Consider the following 22,657-nt stretch of genomic DNA (forward strand, 5'->3'; position numbering starts at 1 on the left):
AGCCGGTCGGACGTCTGCCTGCCGTCAGACGACGTCGAGCACGACGGCGGAGGCGTCCGCGCGCGGCCACCCCACCGTGAGCACCACCCGCCCGGGGTCGACCCGGAACGCGTGGTCGCGACCGTGGTAGCCGAACGCGTGCGCGGGCACGCGGAAGGTGACGGGAACGCTCGCGCCCGCGGGCACCGTCACGACCTGGACGTCCACGAGCTCGCGGACCGGCCTGGTCACCTCGGCGACCTCGTCGCGCAGGAACAGCAGGACGGGCTCGCGTACCTCGCGGTCGCTGCGGTTGGTGACCTCGAGCGTCACGACCGCCTCGCCGTCGCGCGTCACCTCGCCCGACGCCGCGGTGAGCGAGCCGTAGGCCAACGCGGACGCCCCGGCACCGAAGGGCACGCCGGCGCTGCTCGGCGCGTCGATGTAGCGGCCACGTCCCCGCGCCTCGTCGGGCAGCGGACGGCCGCTCGGCCGCTCGGCGTGCGTGATCGGCAGGTGTCCCACCGATCGCGGCAGCGACATCGGCAGCCGCCCGGTCGCGGGCACCCCGCGCACCAGCACGTCCGCGAGGGCCTCACCGGCCTCGGTGCCCGGGTGCCAGGCGAGCACGACGGCGTCCGCCAGGTCGAGCACCTCCCCGAGCGCCAGCGGACGCCCGGTCAGCACGACGACGACCAGCCGAGACCCGAGCGCCGCGATGCCGCGCAGCACCTCCAGCTGACCCGGGGGGAGCCCGACGTCGCTCGTCGAGCCGTCCTCGCCGGAACGCGCCGCGTGCTCGCCGACGAACGCCACCGTGAGGTCGGCGTCCCGGGCCAGGCGGAGCGTGCGGTCGGCGAACGCGCCGTCGTCGACCAGGACGCGACGCACGGTGGGCTCGGCGACGACGCCGACCGCGTCGCCGTCGGCGTCCGCGCCGCCCGCGTCCCCGGCTCCCGCCGTCAGCTCGGCCAGCTCGGCAAGCTCGCCCAGCGCGCGGACCACCGCGGGGGCGACGGCGCTCACCTGCTCGGGATCGCCGTCGAGCACCCACGTGCCCAGGAGCGACGCGCGCTCGCGGGTGTAGGCGCCGGTGAGCAGCACGGTGTCGGTGGGGCGCGGGCGCAGGGGAAGCATGCCGTCGTTCCTGAGCACGACGAACGAGCGCGCCGCCGCCTCGCGGGCGAGGGCGCGATCCAGCCCGAGGCCGTGGCTGCCGGCGAGGTCGCCGCGGCCCGGGAGCGAGGCGCAGTCGGGGTCGAGCAGCCCGAGGCGCACCTTGAGGCGCAGGACCCGGCGCGCGGCGTCGCGGACGAGCTCGAGGTCGACCTCGCCGCCCTCGACCAGGGCGGCGAGGTGGGCCGCGTAGGCGCCCGAGACCATGTCGACGTCGACGCCGGCCTCGATCGCGAGCCGTGCCGCGTCCCGCAGATCGGCCGCGACGCCGTGCTCGACGAGCTCGCCGATGCCGTTCCAGTCCGCGACCACGACGCCGTCGAAGCCCCACTCGCCCTTGAGCACCTCACGCAGGAGGTGGTGGTGGCTGTGCATCGGGACGCCGTCGACGTCGCAGAAGGCGGCCATCACGGTGCCCACCCCCGCGTCCACCGCCGCGCGGAACGGCACCAGGTGCCGGTTGCGCAGGGTGATCTCGCCGACCTCGGCGGTGGCGTAGTCGCGGCCGCCGCGGGACAGGCCGTACCCGACGTAGTGCTTGGCGCACGCGGTCACCAGTCCCGAGGCCTGGAAGCCGCGCACAGCGGCCGCGCCCAGGCGCGCGGTGAGCAGGGGCGACTCGCCGAACGACTCCGCCACGCGGCCCCAGCGGGGGTCGTCGACGACGTCGAGCATCGGTGCGAACGTCCAGGTCAGCCCGTCGGCGCTCGCCTCGAGCGCGGCGCGGGCCGCGACGTCGTGCACCACCTGCTCGTCGAACGTCGCGGCCTGGCCCAGCGGGATCGGCGCCACCGTCCGGTGCCCGTGGATCACGTCGCGCGCGATCAGCAGCGGGATCCCGAGCCGGGAGGACTCGATCGCGGCGCGCTGCAGGTCGTCGACGCGGTCACGGCTGACCCCGCCGTCGCGCACGTTGCCTGCCGTGGCGCCGCTGGCGTGCAGCGTCGAGCCGATCGCGCCGGCCGCGAGGAGCGCGGCGTCGCGCTCGAGGTCGACGTTCGCGGGCTGGTGCAGCTGGCCGACGAGCTCGGGCAGGGTCATCGCGTCCAGCAGTGCCGCGACGCGCTCCTCGACGGGGCGCGCCGGGTCGGCCCACGGGCGGTCCGACCGGGTGCGCGGGTCCTCGCCGTGGTGCGGCATGATCAGCTCCGCACGCGGAGCGCGAGCACCGCGAAGGTCGTCGCGGACACGAGAAGCGCCGAGCCGAGCAGGTGCAGCGCGACCAGCGGGACCGGAAGCCCGGTGAAGTACTGCGCGTACCCGATCGCGCCCTGCAGGAGCGTCACGGCGAGCAGGACCCACCACTGGCGCAGGGCGCGCGCACGAGCCGTGTCGAGTGCCGAGCCCGGGTCCGGGGCGGCGTTGTCGGTGCGCCCGCCGGCGACGGCGCGGGTGACGACCACGAGGGTGGCGACCAGGGCCGCGACGAACAGCCAGACCGTCCAGGCGTGCGCCTTGGCCAGCACGACCGGGTCGAGCGCGAAGCGGTAACCGACCTCGTCGTCGCCGGAGTGCGGGCCCGAACCCGTGGTGAGGATGCCGAGGACCACGACGGCGAGCGTGAGCACCGCGAACACGGCCGGCACCGCGCGCAACCAGCGTCCGCTCGTGCCCGACGGAATGAGCACCGGCTCCGGGGCGTCGTCGCCCTCGCGCAGGCGCACCACGAGCACCGTGGACGCCCAGACCAGGACGGCGGAGACGAGGAAGTGGAAGCCGACGACGCCGGGGTGCAGGTGCAGCAGGACCGTGATGCCGCCGATGAGCGCCTGGGCCAGCACGCCGAGCAGCGGCGTGAGCGCGAGCAGCCGCAGCGACCGGCTCCGGGTCCGCAGCGCCGGCGCGTTCCACACGGCGGCCGCCAGCAGCAGGGCGACCACGAGGAGCACACCGGTCAGCGTGCGGTTCCCGAACTCGACGAACGGGTGGTAGGTGGCCTCGGGGTGCAGGACCGGGCTGAACTCGCCCGGCTCGCACTGCGGCCAGGTGGAGCAGCCCAGGCCCGACCCGGTGAGCCGGACGACCCCCCCGGTGAGGATGATGCCGATCTGGCAGACGAGGTTCGCCGTCGCGAGGACACGCGTCACCCGCGGGGTGAGACGCTCGCGCCAGGAGGTCGTCGGCGGCGAAGACGGCGGGCTGACGGGCGCTGCGGGGGTCGGGCTGGGCACCGCACCAGCCTACGTGGCGACGCGCCGCCGGACCCGCGATCGCACGAGCCCGACGACGCCCGATGACGCACGACGGCGGGCGCCGACGCACGACGGCGGGCGTCCGGAGAACCGGACGCCCGCCGTCGTGCCGTGCGGGGGTGACCCGCGGAGCCCGGCGGTGGTGCGGCGGACCGCACCACCGCCGTCGGTCACCGCAGGCGGAAGGTCACCGTGGTCGTGTTCCCGGCCACGTCGTACACGACGAGCGTGTTGGTGCCGCGGATCGCCCCGAACGCACCCGGACGGACGAAGTTGAGGTCCGACCACGTGTTGTTGCTGAGGTCCTTGACGACCCCGTTGACGGAGACCTTGTCGATCTTGCCGGCGTCGTACAGCTTGAAGCTCACGAGGCTGTACACCCCGCGCGAGCCGAACGTGTACGGCCAGCCCTTCACGGACACAGTCGGCTTGGTGGAGTCGATCGTGAACGAGAAGGTCTTCGTCTGGGAGGTGTTGCCCGCCAGGTCCTGCGCGTTGTACTTCACCGTGTACTTGCCCGAGGGCAGCTGCACGGTCGCGGTGTGACTGCCGGAGGTCTCGCCGTTGAACGCGGTCTGCGTGCTCTTGACGAGCTTGCCGTCCCGGTAGACGTTGGCCACGATCTTCTTGAGGCCACCTGCGTCGGTCGCGTCGACCCGCAGGTCGAGCGCCTTGAACGGCCCGGCCGAGGCGGGCGAGACCAGGGTGACCTCTGGCTTCACCTTGTCGACCGGGGGTGCCGGGAGGACGTCCACGACGTCGAGCGCGGTCGCCTGGCTGCCGACCTTGTTGTGCAGCGACAGCAGCAGCACGTCCACCCCGGTGTCGGCGACGTCGACCTTGCCCTGGGCCGTCGCGGCGGGCGTGATCGTCGCGACGGGCCGGTGCACGGAGATCCCCGTGACCGGTGCGCCCACGAAGACCGGACCCTGGCCACCGCCGAACCGGAGGTTGGTCGCGCCGTCGTACGTGACGTCGGCGATCTCGTCGACCACGTCGCTGGCGAGCCACGACGTGCCCTGGACGGTGTACGTGAACGTGGCCGTCGCGCCGTCGGTGAGCCCGATCGAGGCGAGCGAGACCGGGAGCACCGCGACGGTGGAGTCGTAGGTGTTGCTGTCGATCGACCCGTCGAGGTTGTTGAGCAGCTCCAGGCCCGTGTTCTTCCCGTTCTTGTCCCAGACGCCCACGACGGTCGTGTCGACGTAGTCGGAGCCGACCTGGTACTTCTGCACTCCGACCGTGTACGGGCTGTTGGCGCCGCCCGTGTCGATCTCGATCGCGATCTTGTTCGAGCCGCCGAGCGTCGCCCACGGGCCCTGCGTCTGCACGCCGAACGCGAGGTAGTCGTCGGTGGCCTGGTAGGAGAACGGCGCGACACCCACGGCGGCGAGGTCGGCCGCGCGCAGGCTCGGCGTGAGGTCACCCTCGATCGCGGGCGACGTCGCGCCGAGCTGGAACGGCGCCACCAGGGAGAGGTAGCCGTCCTGGTTCACGCCGGTGCCCGTGAGCTCGAGCGTCGCGTCGTTGGACAGGGCGCTGGAGAACACGACGCGCGACGCCGAGAGCGCCGACGCCGGCTTGGTGACGGCCGAGACCGGCACGCGGAGCGCACCGTCCACGTCCGGCGCGCCGGACAGCTCCAGCCAGCCCTGCGGCGTGGCGAGGAACTCGCGCTCGAGGCCGAGGCCCTGGTCGGCCAGCAGCGTCGGGTCAGCCGTCTTGGCCAGGGCCCTCGGGTCCGGGATGGACAGCGTCACGTCGACCGTGGCCGTGCCGCCCGCGGGGACCGTCACGGAGCTGGCGGAGACGGTGTAGGTGACGCCTGCGACCTCGGTCTGCGGCACGTACGCCACCCCGAGCGTGACGGCGGACGCACCGCTGTTCGCGATCTCCACCTTCTTCGTGAGCGAGACCGGACCGGTCGCCTCGATGACCCCGTAGCTCAGCGACACCCCGGTCGGGTTGTCGGCGGAGTACGCGACGACCGACGTGCCGACGGCGTTCGCGGCGTCCACGCGTCCGGAACCGACGCGCTGGGGTCCGAACACGTCACCGTCGAGGGTGACGTCGTGGTTCGCACCGTTCATGACCGCGGCCTTGACCTTGGCCGCGGACCAGTCCGGGTGCGCCGCGCGCGTGAGCGCCGCGATGCCCGTCGTGTGCGGCGCCGCCATCGACGTGCCGCTCTTGATGCTCGAGCCGTTCCCGGAGCCGACGGCGACCGACGAGATCGTGGTGCCGGGCGCCGCGACGTCGGGCTTGGCGACGCCGAGCGAGCCGTGCACGCCACGCGAGGAGGAGTCGTTGAGCGTGTCCGCGACCGACGGGGCGGTGACGGAGAGGCCGAGCGTGTCGTCGTAGGTGATCCACGTCGGCTCGTTCAGCGCGATGACGCCGGTGGCGGGGTCGTACGTGAGGAGGTCCTCGGTCCCCGGACCGGTGAGCTGGAACGTCGGGATCGTCACGGCGCCGGTCAGACCGGCGGAGAAGACCTCGCTGCGACCGGTGAACACGATCCCGGCCGCCCCGGCGGCGGCGGCGTTGTTGGTCCGGGCTGCCGAGCCGCAGGGCAGGGCTGCCGCGTCGTCCCAGGCGACGACCACGGTCTTGCCCGCGACCTTCGCCTTGTCCTGGTCCGTGTAGGCCACGCAGCCGGAGTTGTAGGCGAGCGTCCCGGGCGTGAGCGTCGTGATCTCGGACGGGCCGACGGGACCGTTCGGGAACAGGTACGCGATGGAGTACTGCCCGGCGTAGAGCTCGTCGGGTGCGTCGGCGCTCCCGGTGCGGATCTGCGCGGCCGCGAGGTCGAACTGGTTGCCGACGGAGTTCGCCACGGTGAGGGCGCCGTTGGCGTTGCCCGGGGAGCCGCCGATGTCGAACACGTCGCCGGAGTTGCCCGACGAGATGACGACGACCTTGCCGGCGTCGACGAGCTGGTTGACGAGCTCGTTCTCCGGGTCGTCCGCGGGCGACCAGGTGGAGCCGACGCTCAGGTTGACGACCGTGACCTTGGCGGCCACCTCGTTCGTCGGGTCGAGCAGCCAGTCGAGCGCCGCGCCGACGTACTCGGTCGAGCCCGCGCAGCCGAACACCTTGAGCGCCACGAGGTCGGCCGCGGGCGCCGAGCCGGGGCCCACCTGCATGCCGAGGAGGTCCTCGCCGCTCAGCGCGGTGTAGTCGCCCTGGAACGTGGTGCCGTCCGCGGACACGCCGTAACCGGCCGCCGTGCCGGCGACGTGGGAGCCGTGGCCGTCGCCGATCGGGACGCTGGCCGGCACGTCGGTGCACACCGCCGGGCTCTCGTCCATGGGGTTGGGGTCCGGCGCGGCCGGGGTGTCGGTGTAGCCACCCGTGTAGGCGCGGCCGACGAAGTCCCACCCGCCGATCACCTTGCCCTGCGGCCACGTCACGTCACGCGTGAAGAAGTCGCCCGCGCTCGCGAGGTCGGCCGGGTAGGCGAGGTCGCTGTCGGGGTTGAAGGAGGCGTGCGAGTAGTCGATGCCGGTGTCGATCACGGCGATCGTCTGGCCCTCGCCCGTGACTCCGAGGTCCTGCCAGACCTGCGCGGTGCGCGTGAACACGTCGCTGCCGCCGTTGCTCGTGATCTCCATCGACGTGATCGGGCGGATCGAGACGACGTCGTCCCGGTCGGCGAGCGCGGCGAGCGCGCCCGCGTCGGCGCGGACCGCCACGCCGGCGAGCCCGTTCACCGTGGTGTACAGCTCCTCGACGTCGCCGTCGATGTCGGCCACGACGTCGCCGGCGGTCGAGGCGATCTCGTCCGCGGCGCCGTCGGCCTGGCGCTGCTGGCTCGCGTTCGGCGTGGCGGTGGGCGCGACGTCGCGCGTGGTCGGAAGGTCGAGCTGAACGAATGCCGTCACCGTGCCGGAGTCGGTGAGCAGCTGGTTCTTCTCGAGGGTGCCGGCGTCGGGGCGCTCGACGGCGCCCGCGCTCGGGAGGGCGGTGGGGTCGGCGGCCGCGCCGACCGCGGTTCCGGCGACGAGGGCAGCGACTGCGGCGGCGGCGACGGAGGGGAGCCAGCGCCTGGACGTGCGAGGTGAGGTCACACGATCCTCCAGATTCACTTGTGGTGAGGGCGTCGAGGGATCAGGGCACGACGTCGTGCCCGGAGCGGACACGATCCGCACGATAAGTCACCACGTGCACGTTGTGTGAAGGGGTGGTGACGGGGCGGTTTCGTCGGTCACCGCCGCCGCGGGCGGCGGGCCAGGAATGACGCCGATCCCGTTCTATAACGATTCGGTCACGACGCCCGGTCCGGCGCTACTCGGTCGGGCGGAACCAGCGCGCCGCCGCGGCGAGGCACGCGACCGTCCACGCCGCCAGCACGACGAGGGCGACCTCGGCGAACGCGCCGTCGACCAGGGCCGCGCGCATCGCATCGCCGAGCGCGCCCGAGGGCAGCCACGAGGCGAGCGGCACGGCGAACCGCGTGTCGCCGTCGGCGGGCAGGACGAGGCCGCCGATCGCTGCCAGCGCGAGCCAGAGGAGGTTCGCGACGGCGAGCACCGCCTCGGCGCGCAGCCGCGCCGCCACGAGGAGCCCGAGCGAGGTGAAGCAGATCGAGCCGAGCACCCAGGTGAGCAGCGCGGCGCCGAGCCCGCCGAGGTCCGGACGCCAGCCGACGGCGACGGCGAGGCCGGACAGCGCGACGACCTGCAGCACCTGCACCGCGAGCACTGCGAGCACCTTGCCGAGCACGATCCCGCGCGGACCCAGCGGAGTGGTGGACAGCTGGCGCAGCACGCCCCATCGGCGGTCGAACGCGGTCGCGATGGCCTGCGACGTGAACGAGGAGGACATGATCGCCAGGGCGAGGACGCCCGGGGCGATGAGGTCGATGCGGTTCGTGCCGTCCAGCGGCAGCGACACGACGGTGGCCACGCCGAGCCCGAGCAGCGCGAGCGCCGGCAGCACGACGGCGACGAGCAGCTGCTCGCCGTTGCGCAGGATGCCGATCGCCTCGAACCGCGCGTAGGCGAGGACGCGACGGGTCGCGGTCATGCCGCGCTCCCGTCCGAGGCGCCGGCGCCCGGGCGCCCGGGGGAGCCGGCGTCGTCGAGCTCGTGGCGGCCGGTGAGCGCCAGGTAGGCGTGCTCGAGCGTGCCGCCCCCGGCGCGCAGCGTGAGGATCGCCAGTCCGGCGTCGGCGCACCACGCGGCGACCCGGGCGGTGACGTGCGGGCCGTCGGACCCCAGGTCGCGCACGAGCACGGCGTCGCCGTCGCGCTCGACGGCGCCGGCGGCCGCCGCGCGGCCGAGCGCCGCCAGCTCGCCGGGCGCCGGGCGCCGGGCGAACGTGATCTGCAGGGTGTCTGTCGCCGCGTACCGCGCCACGAGGTCCTGCGGCGTGCCGGCCGCGACGAGCCGACCGCGGTCCAGGACGTGCACGACGTCCGCGAGCTCCTCGGCCTCCTGCAGGAGATGGGTCGTGAGCACGACGGCGGTGCCCGACTCCCGCAGGTCGCGCACCAGCGACCACACGTCGCGCCGGGCGTGCGGGTCCAGGCCCGCGCTCGGCTCGTCGAGGAAGGCGAGGTCGGGACGGGCGGCGATCGCGACGGCGAACGCGAGCCGCTGGCGCTGCCCCCCGGACAGGCGTCGGACGGGCGTGCGCTCGACGGCGGCGAGGTCGAGCAGGTCGACGAGCTCGCGGGGCGAGCGCGCCCCCGGTCGGACGGCGCACGCCAGTGCGAGCACGTCGCGGACGCTGCGCGCCATCGGAAGCCCGCCGTCCTGCAGCATCACGCCCGTCCTCGCGCGTGCCTGCGTCGACCCGGGGGCGTGACCGAGCACCCGGATCGTGCCGGAGGCGGGGCGCCGCAGGCCCTCGGCGCACTCGATCGTGGTGGTCTTGCCGGCGCCGTTCGGTCCGAGGACCGCCGTGATGCGACCCGCCTCGGCCTGGAACGTGAGGTCGTCCACCACGCGGCGGCCGTCGTAGGTGACGACGAGATCGGTCACCTCGAGGGCGGCGGGTGCGGGCACGGTTGTCGATCCTAGTGGCGTCCTGGCGGCGAGACCCGTGGTGCCCCCTGCGGCGCAGGGCCGCCTTCCGGCGGCTGCTGGTGGCCTCTCGCGTGAGGGCGGCCGGTGGGGCGCGCCGCGGCGTTCGGCGACCTGTGCGGCGCGACCGGCGCACGTGACCCGCCTCAGCCTGCGGTGTGGTGAGGCTGGCCTTGCTAGCGGGAATGGATTTACCGCATGACACTGTTACCAAAGTCCGGGAGTTTGCACGGCCCCGTCGTGCCCGTCGTCGCTGGAGGTGGTCGTCGTGTCCTCACCTCGTGCGGCGTCCCCGCTCCCGCTCACCACGACCGGTGCCGGCCCGCACGGTGTGGTCACCCGCGGCGCGCTGACCGACGCGGCGACGCACCCCGAAGCAGACGACGCCGGTACGCGCGACCGCGTGCGCACGCTCGTCGTCGAGCACGGCCCGATCGACGCCGCGGGGATCGCGGCGATCGTCGACCTCACCCCCGCAGGCGTCCGCCGTCACCTCACCGCGCTCGTGGCGGCCGGCGAGATCGCCGAGCGTCCCGCCGTCGGGAACGTGCCACGCGGGCGCGGACGCCCGCCGCGCGAGTACGTCGCGACGGCGGCCGCACAGCTGCACCTGCCCGACGGCTCCGGCGCGCTCGCCGCGCAGGCGCTGGCCCACATCGCGGCGCACCTCGGGCGCGACGGCGTCGCGTCCTTCGCGCAGGAGCGGCTCGTCGAGATCGAGCGCGCCTACCGCCCCGTCGTCGAGGCCGCCGGTCCCGACGTCGCCGCCCGAGCCGCCGCGCTCGCGGACGCGATGTCCGCGGACGGCTACGCCGCGTCGACCCGGTCGACCTCGCGCGGCGGCCTCACGCTGCTGCAGCTGTGCCAGGGTCACTGCCCGGTGCGGACGGCCGCGGCCGAGTTCCCCGAGCTCTGCGACGCCGAGACCCGCCTCATCGCGCGGCTGCTCGGCGTGCACGTGCAGCGCCTGGCCACGATCGCCGCGGGCGGGCACGCCTGCACGACGGCGATCCCCGTGCCGACGGTTGCCACCCGCGCGGCCCCGGAGGCGCCGACCCCGGACACGTCCGCCCCCACCACCCACTCCGCGACGCCCCGACCGGCGCAGTCGCGCACCAGCCACCACGAGGAAGGAACCGCATGACGACTCCGACCACGGACGTGGGCATCGTGCCGAACGGCACCGCCCAGCCGATGACCCAGGAAGAGACGATCGCGTCGATCGGCAACTACGGCTACGGCTGGCACGACCGGGACGTCGCCGGCGCCACCGCGCGCCGCGGCCTGAACGAGGACGTGGTCCGCGAGATCTCGCGGCTCAAGAACGAACCGGAGTGGATGCTGCAGCGCCGTCTGCGCGGCCTCACGCTGTTCGGGCGCAAGCCGATGCCGCAGTGGGGTGCCGACCTGTCGGGCATCGACTTCGACAACATCAAGTACTTCGTGCGCTCCACCGAGAAGCAGGCCGCCTCCTGGGACGAGCTGCCCGAGGACATCAAGAACACGTACGACCGGCTCGGCATCCCCGAGGCGGAGAAGCAGCGCCTCGTCGCCGGGGTCGCCGCGCAGTACGAGTCCGAGGTCGTCTACCACCAGATCAACGCCGAGCTCGAGAAGCAGGGCGTGATCTTCCTCGACACCGACACGGGCCTGCGTGAGCACCCGGAGATCTTCGAGGAGTACTTCGGCTCGGTGATCCCGACCGGGGACAACAAGTTCGCCGCGCTCAACACCGCAGTGTGGTCGGGCGGCTCGTTCGTCTACGTCCCCAAGGGCGTGCACGTCGAGATCCCGCTCCAGGCCTACTTCCGGATCAACACCGAGAACATGGGCCAGTTCGAGCGGACGCTGATCATCGCCGACGAGGGCTCCTACGTGCACTACGTCGAGGGCTGCACCGCGCCGATCTACTCCAGCGACTCGCTGCACTCCGCCGTGGTGGAGATCATCGTGAAGAAGGACGCGCGGGTGCGCTACACGACGATCCAGAACTGGTCGAACAACGTGTACAACCTCGTGACCAAGCGCGCGACGGCCGAGCAGGGCGCCACCATGGAGTGGATCGACGGCAACATCGGGTCCAAGGTGACGATGAAGTACCCGGCCGTCTACCTCATGGGCGAGCATGCCCGTGGCGAGACGCTCTCGATCGCGTTCGCCGGCACCGACCAGCACCAGGACACCGGCTCGAAGATGGTGCACATGGCGCCGCACACGTCGTCCTCGATCGTGTCGAAGTCGGTGGCCCGCGGCGGCGGCCGCGCGTCCTACCGCGGACTGGTCCAGGTGCTCGAGGGCGCCGAGGCGAGCAAGTCGAACGTGCTGTGCGACGCGCTGCTGGTCGACACCGAGTCCCGCTCGGACACCTACCCGTACGTCGACGTCCGCGTGGACGACGTGCACATGGGTCACGAGGCGACGGTGTCCAAGGTGAGCGAGGACCAGCTGTTCTACCTCATGTCCCGGGGCATGGAGGAGACCGAGGCCATGGCGATGATCGTGCGCGGGTTCGTCGAGCCCATCGCGCGCGATCTCCCGATGGAGTACGCCCTCGAGCTCAACCGCCTCATCGAGCTGCAGATGGAAGGGGCCGTCGGCTGATGACGACCACCGATGTCATGTCCACCGACCACACGCGCGCCACGGCCGACGCCTCGCACACCCACGGCGGCCCGGCCGTTCCCGAGGCGTCGCGCGCCGCTCGCCTGGCGACGTTCGACGTCGAGGCGTTCGGCGAGATCACCGGCTCGGAGGAGGAGTGGCGGTTCTCGCCCGTCGACCACCTCGCGCCCGTGCTGCGCGACGTCGCCGCGGACGGTCACCTCGAGTGGACCGTGCCGACGCTGCCCGACGGCGTGACGCTGGACGAGGTCGACGCGCAGACGGCGCGTGAGCGCTCGGTGCGCGCCCCCGGCGACCGCGCGAGCGCGCTCGCCGTCCGGCACTCCGGCGGCGCGATGCGCCTGGCCGTGGCCCGCAACGCCGAGGTCACCGAGCCCGTCGAGATCACCCTGACCGGGCGCGGCGACGACGTGCGCGGTCACCTCCTCGTCGAGGTCGGCGAGGGCGCGCAGGTCACGCTCGTCATCGACCGTGTCGGCACGGCGACGTACTCCGAGTTCATCTCGGTCGACATCGCCGCCAACGCCCACCTCGACCTCGTGCTGCTCCAGCGCTGGGACGCCGGCGCGGTGCACGCGGGCGAGGTCGTGGCGCGGCTGGGCCGGGACGCGCGGCTGCGCGGCACCGTGGTCAGCCTCGGCGGCACCGCGGTGCGTCTCAACACCTCCGCGGCGTTCGCGGCCGAGGGCGGGGACGTGGAGCTCTTCGGGCTCTACTTCGCCGACTCCGGTCAGCACCTCGAGCACCAGCTGTTCGTGGACCACGCGGCGCCGCGGTGCCGCTCGCGGGTCACCTACAAGGGTGCGCTCCAGGGAGCCGGGGCGCGCAGCGTGTGGATCGGCGACGTGCTGATCCGCAAGGAGGCCGAGGGCACCGACACCTACGAGCTCAACCGCAACCTCGTGCTCACCGAGGGCGCCCGCGCCGACTCGGTGCCGAACCTCGAGATCGAGACGGGTGAGATCGAGGGCGCCGGTCACGCGAGCGCGACCGGACGCTTCGACGACGAGCAGCTCTTCTACCTGCGCGCGCGCGGCATCCCCGAGGAGACCGCACGCCGGCTCGTGGTGCGCGGCTTCTTCGCCGAGCTCATCCAGCAGATCCGCGTGCCCGCCGTCGAGCAGCGCCTCGTCGAGGCGATCGAGCACGAGCTCGAGGAGACCGGCCTGTGAGCACCCCGTGACGGCGCAGAGCGCGGCGTTCCTCGACGACCTCGCCCCCGGCAGCGCGATGACCGTCTCGGTCACCGCCGCCGACGGGTCCGACCTGCTCCTGGCGCTCGTGCGCGCGCAGGACGGCTCGGTGTACGCCCTGGACGACGAGTGCTCGCACGGGCGCGCGTCGCTGGGCGACGGCGACGTCCTCACCGAGCGCGGCGTGTGCAGCGTCGAGTGCTGGAAGCACGGCTCCCGGTTCGACGTCACGACCGGGCGGCCGCTCGGCCCGCCGGCGAGCCAGCCCGTCACGACCTACCCCGTCACCATCGACGGCGAGATCGTCCTCGTGGACGTCGACTCGCCCGTCCGCACCTGACCGGCCGCACGCGCCCGGTCGACCCGAGACCTCCCGAACCCACCGCACCTGAGAGAGAAGGCCATGGCCACCCTCGAGATCAAGAACCTGCACGTCAGCGTCGAGACGAACGACGGCCCCAAGCCGATCCTGCGCGGCGTCGACCTCACCGTGAACAGCGGTGAGACCCACGCGATCATGGGCCCGAACGGCTCCGGCAAGTCCACGCTCGCCTACTCCATCGCCGGTCACCCGAAGTACCAGGTCACCGACGGCGAGATCCTGCTCGACGGCGAGAACGTGCTCGACATGAGCGTCGACGAGCGCGCCCGCGCGGGGCTCTTCCTCGCGATGCAGTACCCCGTCGAGGTGCCGGGCGTCACGGTCGCGAACTTCCTGCGCACCGCGAAGACGGCGATCGACGGTAAGGCGCCCGCGCTGCGCACGTGGACCGGTGAGGTCAAGACCGCGATGGACAAGCTGCGGATGGACCCCGAGTTCGCGCAGCGCAACGTCAACGAGGGCTTCTCCGGCGGTGAGAAGAAGCGCCACGAGATCCTCCAGATGGAGCTGCTGCGACCCGCCTTCGCCGTGCTCGACGAGACCGACTCCGGCCTCGACGTCGACGCGCTGCGCATCGTGTCCGAGGGCGTCAACCGCCTCAAGGGCTCCAGCGAGGTTGGCGTGCTGCTCATCACCCACTACACGCGCATCCTGCGCTACATCCACCCCGACTTCGTGCACGTGTTCGTCAACGGCCGGGTGGCCGAGGAGGGTGGCCCGGAGCTCGCCGAGCGCCTCGAGGAGGAGGGCTACGACCGCTTCCTCGCCTCGGCGCTCTGAGGCGACCGAGCCTCGATCAGCGGGAAGGAGACGACATGACGACCACGACGGCGAACCCCGACGTCGCGACGTCCGCGCGCGAGCGCGCGGCTGAGCTCGCGCGCGTGCGCGCCGACTTCCCGCTGCTCACCCGGCAGGTGAACGGCCACGACCTCGTCTACCTCGACTGGGGGGCGACGTCGCAGAAGCCCGAGTGCGTCATCGACGCCGAGCAGGACTTCTATCTCACCGCCAACGCCGCGGTGCACCGTGGAGCGCACACCCTGGCGGCTGAGGCCACCGAGCTGTTCGAGGACGCGCGCCGCGTCGTCGCCGACTTCGTGGGGGCCGACGACGACGAGATCGTCTGGACGTCCAACGCGACGGCGGCGATCAACCTCGTCGCGTACGCCATGTCGAACGCGACGGCAGGGCGGGGCGGGGTCGCCGCGCAGCGGTTCGCGCTCGCGTCGGGGGACGAGATCGTGGTCTCCGAGCTGGAGCACCACGCCAACCTCGTGCCGTGGCAGGAGCTCGCCGCCCGCACCGGCGCCGTGATCCGGCCGCTGCCCGCGACCGACGAGGGCCGGCTCGACGTCGGCGCGCTCGAGACCGTCGTGGGCGAGCGCACCCGGCTCGTTGCCGTGACGCACGCGTCGAACGTGACCGGTGCCGTGACCGACGTCGCCGCCGTCGTGGACCGCGCGCACGCCGTCGGGGCCCTCGTCGTGCTCGACGCGTGCCAGTCGGTGCCGCACCTCGGGGTCGACCTGCACGCGCTCGACGTCGACTTCGCGGCGTTCTCCGGCCACAAGATGCTCGGCCCGACCGGGATCGGCGTGCTGTACGGGCGGCGTGCGCTGCTCGAGGCGCTGCCGCCCGTGACGACCGGCGGCTCGATGGTCGAGGTCGTGACGATGACCGAGGCCACCTACCTGCCACCGCCGCAGCGGTTCGAGGCGGGCACCCAGATGGTGGCGCAGACCGTCGGCCTGCGCGCCGCGGCCCAGTTCCTCTCCGACCTGGGGATGGACGCCGTCGCCGCGCACGAGCAGGAGCTCACCGCGCACCTGCTCGCCGGGATCGCCCAGGTGCCGCACGTGCGGGTGCTCGGGCCGACGCAGGCGGTTGACCGGCTCGGCGTCGTGGCCTTCGAGGTCGACGGCGTGCACCCGCACGACGTCGGCCAGGTGCTCGACGCGGCCGGCGTGGCCGTGCGCGTCGGTCACCACTGCGCCCAGCCCATCCACCGGCGGCTCGGCGTCGCGTCCTCGACGCGCGCCTCGGTGGGCGTCGCGACCACGACCGCGGAGCTCGACGTGTTCCTCGACGCGCTCGCGGGCGTGCGCGCCTACTTCGGCCTGGCCACGTCATGAGCGGTCTCGAGCAGCTCTACCAGCAGGTCATCCTCGACCACGCGCGCGAGCGGCATGGCGAGGGCCTCCTCGACGCCGACCCGGGCGCCGCAATGGTGGGGGAGTCGTTCCAGGTGAACCCCACGTGCGGCGACGAGGTGAGGCTGCGCGTGCAGCTCGCGGACGCGCCCGACGGCGGATCGCCCGTCATCGAGCACGTCTCGTGGGACGGGGTCGGCTGCTCGATCTCGCGCGCGTCGCTGTCCGTCCTGACCGACCTCGTGGAGAAGGGCTCGGTGCGCGACGCCGACGCGCTGTCGGAGACCTTCCGCGCGCTCATGAGCAACCGCGGCGCCCCGCTGCCGCTGGAGCAGGAGGAGACTCTGGGGGACGCCGCGGTGTTCGTCGGCGTCGCCCGTTTCCCCGCCCGGATCAAGTGCGCGCTGCTGGGCTGGATGGCCCTGCGCGACGCCGTCGCCAAGGCCCTCACCGGCCCCACCGCGTAGGAGGACAGTCCCGTGACCACCGAGTCCAGTACCAGCACCAACCAGAACGTGGCCGCTGCGCCGGCCCCGCCCGCAGCGCCCGTCACCGTGCCGAACGTCGCCGACGTCGAGGAGGCGCTGCGCGACGTCATCGACCCCGAGCTCGGCATCAACGTCGTGGACCTCGGGCTGATCTACGGCGTGGTCATCGACCCCGACGGGTCCGCGACCGTGGACATGACGCTCACCTCCGCGGCGTGTCCGCTCACGGACGTGATCGAGGACCAGGCGGCCCAGGCCGTCGACGGCCTGCTCACCGCACTGCGGATCAACTGGGTGTGGATGCCGCCGTGGGGCCCGGACAAGATCACCGAGTCCGGCCGCGAGCAGCTGCGGGCCATCGGTTTCAACGTCTGAGGCGCGGAGCCCGACGCGCGTTCGCTTGCGCGCGTTCCCTGACGAGCGGTCGGCTCGTGCCGGCGAGTCACTCCGACGTGTCGGGCCACCCCGCGATGTCGACCCCGTGGTTCTCCGGGGACGCCAGCGACCACCACGCGGGCGCGTAGGAGTCATCGGCCATCCGGCCACCGGCGGCGAGTGCCGCCGCCACGCGCGCCTGCGCCTGGTCGGCGGGCACGAACACGTCGAGATGAGTCCGCCCCCGGCCGGGCGCGTCGCCGGTGATCGGGTTGAACGCCAGCTGGGGACCGCAGCGCAGCGGGTCGACGGCGTCGGTGTCGCCCAGCGGGTCGTAGCCGAGCGCGGCCTGGAAGAACGGCCGTGAGTCGGCGCCGGAGTGCTGGGCCACGTACACGTTGATCGTCTGGACCCGCGCCGGATCCGGCGCGAGGTCGAGCTCGGCGGCCGCCCGCGAGACCGCGGCAGCGAACTCGACCACGGCCGCCGCGATCGTGTTCTCATCGCCGGACGGGATCCGTACGACGACCCCTTCGGGCCGCACGTCGATGTCGGGACGCACGCCCGACCGCTCGGCTGCCGCGACGATCGGACCCACGAGGCCCGCCGCGTGGACGAGGGACGTGGCGCGGAACACGGCCTGCGGACCGGTGCCGGTGACTCGCCAGTCCGCCACGCCGTCGCGCCGGTGGAACTCGACGGCGGAGATCCGGTCCGAACCGTTCGTCGCGCCGTCCATGGGAGCTCCCTCGAGCGCGATCCGCTGCCTCCGCCCGGACGAGCGAGGACGCCGCGCGTGCGTCACGGTACTCGCCGGTCGGTCGCTCGCCCAGGCCAGCTGTGCCGATGCCGCCCTGCGCAGGCCACGCCGTCGTAGGCTCGCAGCGTGCTGCTCAGCGATCTCCTGTCCGACCTCGAGGACCGCTACCCGCCGTCGACGGCGGCCGAGTGGGACGCCGTCGGCCTCCTCGTCGGCGACCCGGCGCATGAGGTGCACCGCGTCCTGCTCGCCGTCGAGGCCACCGAGCTCACCGCGGCCGAGGCCGTCGAGCTCGACGCCGACCTGCTGCTCGTCCACCACCCGCTGCTGCTGCGCGGGGTCACGACGATCGCGGAGACGACCGCGAAGGGTCGCGTGCTCACCGGCCTCGTCCGCGGGGGCTGCGCGCTGTACGCGGCCCACACGAACGCCGACGACGCCCCGGGTGGGGTGTCCGAGGCGCTGGCGCTCGCCGTCGGGCTCGATCCCGCGACCCTCCGACCGCTGGTGCCGGCGACGCACCCCGCGGCGCTGCCGGGCTCCGGCACCGGGCGGGTGGGCGAGCTCGCCGAGCCGCTGACGCTGGACGCCTTCGCGCGCCGGGTTGCGGCGGCGCTGCCCGCCACGGCGCAGGGCGTGCGGATCGCGGGGGACCGCGACGCGCTCGTGCGGACGGTGGCGGTGTGCGGCGGCAGCGGCGACTCGTTCCTGTCAGCGGCGCGCGAGGCCGGTGTCGACGTCTACCTCACCGCCGACCTGCGCCACCACCCGGCCACGGACTTCCGCGCGCACGCCGAGAAGCCGTACCTGCTCGACGCCGCCCACTGGGCGAGCGAGTGGGTGTGGCTGCCCGGCCTCGCCGACCAGCTGCGGGCGGATGCCGAGGCGCGGGGCGCTAGGTTGGAGGTCCACGTCAGCACGGCCCGCACCGATGCCTGGGCCGCGTCCGTGGGCGCCGATCCGGCCGCCACCGCGGCGGCCGAGGCGACCGATCGACCTGAGAGGCCCGCGTGACCACTGCCCCCCGACTCGACCAGCGCCGGCTCCTGGACGTCCAGGCGCTCGACACGCAGCTCGCCAAGCTCGCGCACGCCCGCCGGTCCCACCCCTCGATCGCCGCGCTCGCCGAGCTCGACGCCCGCGCGGGTGACCTGAGCCGGTCCCGCCTCCTGGCCGAGACCGAGGTGAAGGACCTGCGCCGCGAGGTCGCGAAGGCCGAGGGCGACGTCGAGCAGGTGCGCACGCGACGCACGCGCGACCAGGCCAGGCTCGACGCCGGGCAGTTCGGGGCGAAGGACTCGGTCGCCGTGATCGCCGAGCTCGAGGCGCTGGCCCGGCGTCAGAGCGTTCTCGAGGACGTCGAGATCGAGGTGATGGAGCGGCTCGAGTCCGCCGAGAGCGCGCTGGCCGCCGTGGACGCGCAGGCCGAGGCGCTGCGCGCCGACGTCGAGCGCACCACCGCCGAGCGCGACGCCGCGCTGGCCGAGCTGGACCGGCAGCACGACGAGATCGCCGGGCGACGCGCGGTCGCCGTCGAGGGGATCGACGCCGGGCTGCTCGCTCTCTACGAGAAGGTCCGGAAGCAGAACTCCGGCCTCGCGGTGCTGGGGCTGCGCGGCTCGACGACCGAGCCGCTGCGGCTGGACCTGTCCCTCTCGGAAGTCTCGGCGATCAGGTCCGCCGGCGCGGACGAGGTGGTGCGCTCCGAGGAGGACGGCTACATCCTCGTCCGGCTGGACGACTGAGCCCGCACCGCTCGCCGGTTCGCCGGCCTGAGCATGCGCTGGGGTGCTCGGGCGCCGCTCCGACGGCGCGCCGGCGGCTCAGGCGACGACAAGCGTGAGGATCGAGGGCTGACCGGGGCGAGCTGCGCCGTCGTGCTCGACGGCGAGCACCGCACCCGAGGCGACCAGCCCCCGTGCGGCGCGCACGAGGGAGCGGGCGTCGTCCGGCTCGGCGCCACGCCGCGTGAGCAGGTGGTGGGTGAGCACGCCGCGCCAGTGCTTGGCGAAGTGGCTCACGACGCGCCGTGCCCCGTCCGCGGCCTGCTGCTCCACCTTGACCGCGACCCACGTCGCGTCCAGCGGCGGGCGCCACAGCGGCAGGAACTCCGAGGACCGCGCGTCGACCACGAGCCGACCGGCGGCGAGCGGCGCGAGCGCCGCCTCGAGGTGCGGGCGCCAGTACGGGCCGAGGCCACCGATCCCCGGGACCGTGCCCATGGCGAGCCGGCTGGCCGGCACCCGGTCCTGGGGGCGCACGACGCCGAGCAGCGGCGACGCGACGAGGACGCTCTCGCGGGTCCGGGCAGCCGCCGCACCGCGCGAGCGCAGCAGCACCGGAAGCTCGGCGGCGGCGAAGAGGACCCCGGTGAGGACGGCCGCGGCGGGGGCCGTGGGGGAGCTCGCGACGTCGTGCCGACCGCCCGCGAGCGCGTCGAGGAGGGCGCGCCGCGACGGGGCCAGCGAGGGCAGGGTGAGCGCGTCGAGGTCGAGGGGAGATGCGCCGTCGGGTCCGGGGGTCTGGCCACGCGAGGGCGGGAGGACCAGGAGCACCCCGAGAGTCTAGTCGGGCCGGGGGATGAGCCGGCCGGTACGCCGGGTTCTGTCCCCGCCGTCGGTCGCCCGACGGCGGGTGGCGACCATCCATCTCGGGCGTACGTCGCCGCACGCCTCCAGCGGCCTACCCGGGAGCATCGAGCGGGCAGCTCGCTCCCTGTCTGGCCTTGCTCCGGGTGGGGTTTACCGAGCCGCACCGGTCACCCGGTGCGCTGGTGAGCTCTTACCTCACCGTTTCACCCTTACTCGTCGTGCCCCGAGGGGCGCGACGGGCGGTCTGTTCTCTGTGGCACTGTCCCGCGGGTCACCCCGGGTGGGCGTTACCCACCACCCTGCCCTGTGGAGCCCGGACGTTCCTCGGCCCCCGCACGCCGAGGCGATCGGGGGACGCGGCCGCCTGGCCGGCTCATCCGCACCCGAGTGTAGGCCAGCGCCCGACGGCGAGCGGACGTCAGTCCTCCGCCTTCGCCTCGCTGATCACGAGGCTCGCCGGGCGGTAGGCGACCCCCATTGCCGAGGCGAGTGCCCCGAACGCGGTGCCGATGCCGCCAGCGGTCGCGATGAGCTTGTCCGCGACGTCCGGGAACCAGACCCCGGCGAGGGTCATCACGAGGACCGACCCGACGGTGACGGCGAGCCCCACGACGTAGACGAGCGTGCGGGTCCGGGGTGAGAAGACGGGCGGTTGGACTCCGTCGGACGCCGCGGCGGCGCGGACCCGGCGGCGACGGCTGGGTGTGGACGTGGTGGTCACGACTGCCTCCCTCGGGTCCCGGCGCCGGATGCGCCCGGTTATCCGAAGGGGAGACGGCGGCCCGGCTCGTGATACCTGCCCACGGCGGGCTCCGGCCGAGCCGCGGGCGCACCGTCACGGCCGCCCCGGCAGACCCGCCCGGACGCACGAGTGCCCCGGTCGCCGCTGGGGCGACCGGGGCACCGGGTCGTAGGCGAGGATCAGTGCTTGTCGAAGGCGTTCTTCACCTTGTCCGCCACGTTCGACGCGGCGTCCTTGATGTCCTCGCCGGCCTCCTTGAGGGACGCCTTGAGCTGATCGGACTTGCCCTCGGCCTCGAGCTGCTCGTCGTCGGTCGCCTTGCCGACGGTCTCCTTGACGTTGCCGCTCGCGTCCTGGGCCTTGGCCTCGAACTTGTCATCGATACCCATGGGGTCTCCTTCCGTCGGGACGACCCACGGTATGCGCCTGCCCTGGCGGATGTAAAGCCCGGTTCAGGTTCAGCCCTGGTCCTGGACGAGCTGGCGTACGTGCGGCAGCGCCGCGAGCAGCACGGCCTCGTCCTGCGTCCCCGGATCGAGGGCGACGGCGTGCACCCCGTCCGCCACGAACTCCAGCAGGTACTCGGTCGCGTCCCCGGGCGGGATCGCGAGCAGCCGCCCCGCCTCGGCCTCGTCCAGGCCCGAGGCGACGCCGAAGTCCGACGCGGCCTGCGGCGTCGTGAACACGCAGATGAAGCCGCGACCGTCCTGCTCCAGCGCGAACGGCGTTACCTGGTCGCCGTAGCCGCGCGCGAGGAAGTACCACTGCTCCAGCGCGTAGGCCGCACGCCAGGCGGCGAGGTGCTGCTCGCCGTCGGGCTGCGCGCCGCCTGCGAGGTCGGGCTGCGCGCCGCCTGCGAGGTCGGGCTGCGCGCCGTCGCTCGTCACGGCCGCGCTACGACGCGGACCGCGCGGCGAGCGCGGCCGCGCCCACGATGCCCGCCGCGTTGCGCAGCTTGGCCGGCACGATGCGGGTCTGCAGGTCCAGCAGCGGCAGGAACTGGCTGTGCTTCTTGCTCACGCCGCCGCCCACCACGAACAGGTCGGGGGAGAACAGGAACTCCAGGTGGGAGAAGTACCGCTGCAGGCGGGGCGCCCACTCCTCGAACGTCCAGCCCTCGCGCTCGCGGACGCCGGAGGAGGCCTGCGTCTCGGCGTCGTGGCCGTCGACCTCGAGGTGGCCGAGCTCGGCGTTCGGCACGAGCACGCCGTCGTAGATCATCGCGGTGCCGATCCCGGTACCCAGCGTCACGACGAGCACGAGGCCCTTGACGTCCTTGGCGGCGCCGTAGGCGACCTCCGCGAAGCCGGCGGCGTCGGCGTCGTTCGCGACGAGCGTCGGGTGCCCGGTGGCCTCGCGCGCCACCTCGGCGACGTCCGTGCCGATCCAGGACTTGTCCACGTTCGCCGCGGAGTACGCGACGCCGCGCTTGATGATGGCGGGGAACGTGAGGCCGATCGGCGCGTTCCTGGGCAGGTCGAACGAGCCCACCAGCTCCCCGAGCACGCGCGCGACGGCCTCGGGCGTCGAGGGCTGCGGGGTCTCGATCCGGAGCCGGTCCTTGGCGAACTCGCCGGAGTGCAGGTTCACGGGCGCGCCCTTGATGCCCGACCCTCCGATGTCGATGCCGAAGGCGAGCGACTGCTTCTTGGACATGGGACGGGCCCTCCTGTGGGTTCCTGACCGAGCGGTGTGCGGGCATGACGACAGCGACGCCGTCGTGCGAGTATGGGAAGTCTAGGAGGATCGATGACCCAGGACGCACCCCGCGACGACGCGGACCTGACCGAGAACGGCTACTACTACAACCTCACGTCTGGCGAGGTCGAGAAGGGCCTGGTGTCCCCCTGGACACAGCGCATGGGTCCCTACCGCACCGCCGCCGAGGCGTCTGCGGCGCTCGAGACCGCGCGCAAGCGGTCGCAGTCGTGGGACGCCGAGGACCGGCGCTGGGCCGGGTCGGACGAGTAGGGCC

22 protein-coding genes and 1 other RNA gene are annotated in these 22,657 nt (G+C 73.5%); 11 read left to right on the forward strand and 12 right to left on the reverse strand.

The features are described 5' to 3' along the window. Positions 1–24: 24 nt before the first annotated feature. The 5 genes from FH969_RS03630 to FH969_RS03650 all read right to left on the reverse strand — a co-directional run bounded on the left by FH969_RS03630 (position 25) and on the right by FH969_RS03650 (position 9,358). Positions 25–2,295, reverse strand: coding sequence for a glycoside hydrolase family 3 N-terminal domain-containing protein (locus tag FH969_RS03630; RefSeq protein WP_139986173.1), 2,271 nt, complete (start codon positions 2,293–2,295; stop codon positions 25–27). A 2-nt stretch (positions 2,296–2,297) separates the two neighbouring features. After that, complete coding sequence (locus tag FH969_RS03635) at positions 2,298–3,326, reverse strand: COX15/CtaA family protein (RefSeq protein ID WP_139986174.1); 1,029 nt, start codon at positions 3,324–3,326, stop codon at positions 2,298–2,300. Between the two features lie 191 nt (positions 3,327–3,517). After that, a complete protein-coding gene (locus FH969_RS15925; RefSeq protein WP_139986175.1) occupies positions 3,518–7,417 on the reverse strand; it encodes a S8 family serine peptidase in 3,900 nt (1,299 codons plus the stop codon). A gap of 217 nt (positions 7,418–7,634) precedes the next feature. Beyond that, the gene (locus tag FH969_RS03645; RefSeq protein ID WP_139986176.1) at positions 7,635–8,375 is read right to left on the reverse strand and encodes an ABC transporter permease; all 741 of its coding nucleotides are present in this window, start codon (positions 8,373–8,375) and stop codon (positions 7,635–7,637) included. Beyond that, a complete protein-coding gene (locus FH969_RS03650; protein ID WP_108719741.1) occupies positions 8,372–9,358 on the reverse strand; it encodes an ABC transporter ATP-binding protein in 987 nt (328 codons plus the stop codon). Before FH969_RS03650 ends, FH969_RS03645 begins: the two co-directional genes overlap by 4 nt. 286 nt (positions 9,359–9,644) lie before the next feature. On the opposite strand from FH969_RS03650, the gene FH969_RS03655 reads away from it, so the two are divergent. The 8 genes from FH969_RS03655 (at position 9,645) to FH969_RS03690 (ending at position 16,589) form a co-directional block, all read left to right on the forward strand. Next, positions 9,645–10,520: a helix-turn-helix transcriptional regulator gene (locus tag FH969_RS03655; RefSeq protein ID WP_218975254.1), complete on the forward strand. Its 876-nt coding sequence runs from the start codon at positions 9,645–9,647 to the stop codon at positions 10,518–10,520. Next, complete coding sequence (sufB, locus tag FH969_RS03660) at positions 10,517–11,977, forward strand: Fe-S cluster assembly protein SufB (protein ID WP_218975255.1); 1,461 nt, start codon at positions 10,517–10,519, stop codon at positions 11,975–11,977. Before FH969_RS03655 ends, sufB begins: the two co-directional genes overlap by 4 nt. Continuing rightward, complete coding sequence (gene sufD, locus FH969_RS03665) at positions 11,977–13,170, forward strand: Fe-S cluster assembly protein SufD (protein ID WP_139986177.1); 1,194 nt, start codon at positions 11,977–11,979, stop codon at positions 13,168–13,170. The genes sufB and sufD overlap by 1 nt, the downstream gene beginning before the upstream one ends. A gap of 7 nt (positions 13,171–13,177) precedes the next feature. Beyond that, on the forward strand, positions 13,178–13,531 hold the full coding sequence (locus FH969_RS03670; protein ID WP_108719744.1) for a non-heme iron oxygenase ferredoxin subunit: 354 nt from the start codon (positions 13,178–13,180) through the stop codon (positions 13,529–13,531). A gap of 63 nt (positions 13,532–13,594) precedes the next feature. Continuing rightward, entirely contained in the window at positions 13,595–14,353 is a 759-nt protein-coding gene (gene sufC / locus FH969_RS03675) for a Fe-S cluster assembly ATPase SufC (protein WP_108719745.1), read from the forward strand. A gap of 35 nt (positions 14,354–14,388) precedes the next feature. Then, a complete protein-coding gene (locus tag FH969_RS03680) occupies positions 14,389–15,708 on the forward strand; it encodes an aminotransferase class V-fold PLP-dependent enzyme (protein ID WP_139986178.1) in 1,320 nt (439 codons plus the stop codon). Beyond that, positions 15,705–16,193, forward strand: a complete 489-nt coding sequence (gene sufU / locus FH969_RS03685) for a Fe-S cluster assembly sulfur transfer protein SufU (RefSeq protein ID WP_139986179.1) — start codon at positions 15,705–15,707, stop codon at positions 16,191–16,193. The genes FH969_RS03680 and sufU overlap by 4 nt, the downstream gene beginning before the upstream one ends. Positions 16,194–16,241: 48 nt before the next feature. Beyond that, positions 16,242–16,589, forward strand: coding sequence for a metal-sulfur cluster assembly factor (locus FH969_RS03690; protein WP_218975258.1), 348 nt, complete (start codon positions 16,242–16,244; stop codon positions 16,587–16,589). A 67-nt stretch (positions 16,590–16,656) separates the two neighbouring features. Here FH969_RS03690 and FH969_RS03695 read toward each other — a convergent pair whose 3' ends face one another. Then, positions 16,657–17,328, reverse strand: coding sequence for a VOC family protein (locus tag FH969_RS03695; RefSeq protein ID WP_108719749.1), 672 nt, complete (start codon positions 17,326–17,328; stop codon positions 16,657–16,659). Positions 17,329–17,475: 147 nt separating this feature from the next. Between FH969_RS03695 and FH969_RS03700 the strand changes: the two genes are divergently transcribed. Together FH969_RS03700 and FH969_RS03705 are read left to right on the forward strand one after the other, a co-directional pair. Continuing rightward, positions 17,476–18,363: a Nif3-like dinuclear metal center hexameric protein gene (locus tag FH969_RS03700; RefSeq protein ID WP_139986181.1), complete on the forward strand. Its 888-nt coding sequence runs from the start codon at positions 17,476–17,478 to the stop codon at positions 18,361–18,363. Continuing rightward, the gene (locus FH969_RS03705; protein WP_139986182.1) at positions 18,360–19,094 is read left to right on the forward strand and encodes a zinc ribbon domain-containing protein; all 735 of its coding nucleotides are present in this window, start codon (positions 18,360–18,362) and stop codon (positions 19,092–19,094) included. Before FH969_RS03700 ends, FH969_RS03705 begins: the two co-directional genes overlap by 4 nt. A 78-nt stretch (positions 19,095–19,172) precedes the next feature. Here FH969_RS03705 and yaaA read toward each other — a convergent pair whose 3' ends face one another. From yaaA to ppgK, 6 genes are all read right to left on the reverse strand, one after another. Further along, positions 19,173–19,904: a peroxide stress protein YaaA gene (gene yaaA / locus FH969_RS03710; protein ID WP_139986183.1), complete on the reverse strand. Its 732-nt coding sequence runs from the start codon at positions 19,902–19,904 to the stop codon at positions 19,173–19,175. Between the two features lie 22 nt (positions 19,905–19,926). Beyond that, positions 19,927–20,316: RNase P RNA component class A (gene rnpB / locus FH969_RS03715), an RNA gene on the reverse strand. A gap of 42 nt (positions 20,317–20,358) precedes the next feature. Further along, positions 20,359–20,661, reverse strand: coding sequence for a hypothetical protein (locus FH969_RS03720; RefSeq protein WP_139986184.1), 303 nt, complete (start codon positions 20,659–20,661; stop codon positions 20,359–20,361). Between the two features lie 200 nt (positions 20,662–20,861). Beyond that, positions 20,862–21,071 carry a CsbD family protein gene (locus FH969_RS03725; RefSeq protein WP_139986185.1) on the reverse strand — a complete coding sequence of 70 codons (210 nt, stop codon included), beginning with the start codon at positions 21,069–21,071 and terminating at the stop codon, positions 20,862–20,864. A 69-nt stretch (positions 21,072–21,140) separates the two neighbouring features. Further along, positions 21,141–21,569, reverse strand: coding sequence for a hypothetical protein (locus FH969_RS03730; protein ID WP_139986186.1), 429 nt, complete (start codon positions 21,567–21,569; stop codon positions 21,141–21,143). Positions 21,570–21,576: 7 nt separating this feature from the next. Then, positions 21,577–22,338 carry a polyphosphate--glucose phosphotransferase gene (gene ppgK, locus FH969_RS03735; protein WP_139986187.1) on the reverse strand — a complete coding sequence of 254 codons (762 nt, stop codon included), beginning with the start codon at positions 22,336–22,338 and terminating at the stop codon, positions 21,577–21,579. Positions 22,339–22,431: 93 nt separating this feature from the next. On the opposite strand from ppgK, the gene FH969_RS03740 reads away from it, so the two are divergent. Next, positions 22,432–22,653, forward strand: a complete 222-nt coding sequence (locus FH969_RS03740) for a hypothetical protein (RefSeq protein WP_180359652.1) — start codon at positions 22,432–22,434, stop codon at positions 22,651–22,653. Positions 22,654–22,657: the final 4 nt, after the last annotated feature.

This window comes from Miniimonas arenae, from assembly GCF_006351005.1.
Taxonomy (GTDB): Bacteria; Actinomycetota; Actinomycetes; order Actinomycetales; family Beutenbergiaceae; genus Miniimonas; species Miniimonas arenae.

Excerpts from the sequence above, each read along its gene's own strand:
- FH969_RS03630 (WP_139986173.1), bottom strand. The coding sequence starts at position 2,295 with ATGCCGCACCACGGCGAGGACCCGCGCACCCGGTCGGACCGCCCGTGG.
- FH969_RS03645 (WP_139986176.1), bottom strand. The coding sequence starts at position 8,375 with ATGACCGCGACCCGTCGCGTCCTCGCCTACGCGCGGTTCGAGGCGATC.
- sufB (WP_218975255.1), top strand. The coding sequence starts at position 10,517 with ATGACGACTCCGACCACGGACGTGGGCATCGTGCCGAACGGCACCGCC.
- sufD (WP_139986177.1), top strand. The coding sequence starts at position 11,977 with ATGACGACCACCGATGTCATGTCCACCGACCACACGCGCGCCACGGCC.
- sufC (WP_108719745.1), top strand. The coding sequence starts at position 13,595 with ATGGCCACCCTCGAGATCAAGAACCTGCACGTCAGCGTCGAGACGAAC.
- FH969_RS03680 (WP_139986178.1), top strand. The coding sequence starts at position 14,389 with ATGACGACCACGACGGCGAACCCCGACGTCGCGACGTCCGCGCGCGAG.
- sufU (WP_139986179.1), top strand. The coding sequence starts at position 15,705 with ATGAGCGGTCTCGAGCAGCTCTACCAGCAGGTCATCCTCGACCACGCG.
- FH969_RS03695 (WP_108719749.1), bottom strand. The coding sequence starts at position 17,328 with ATGGACGGCGCGACGAACGGTTCGGACCGGATCTCCGCCGTCGAGTTC.
- FH969_RS03725 (WP_139986185.1), bottom strand. The coding sequence starts at position 21,071 with ATGGGTATCGATGACAAGTTCGAGGCCAAGGCCCAGGACGCGAGCGGC.
- ppgK (WP_139986187.1), bottom strand. The coding sequence starts at position 22,338 with ATGTCCAAGAAGCAGTCGCTCGCCTTCGGCATCGACATCGGAGGGTCG.
- FH969_RS03740 (WP_180359652.1), top strand. The coding sequence starts at position 22,432 with ATGACCCAGGACGCACCCCGCGACGACGCGGACCTGACCGAGAACGGC.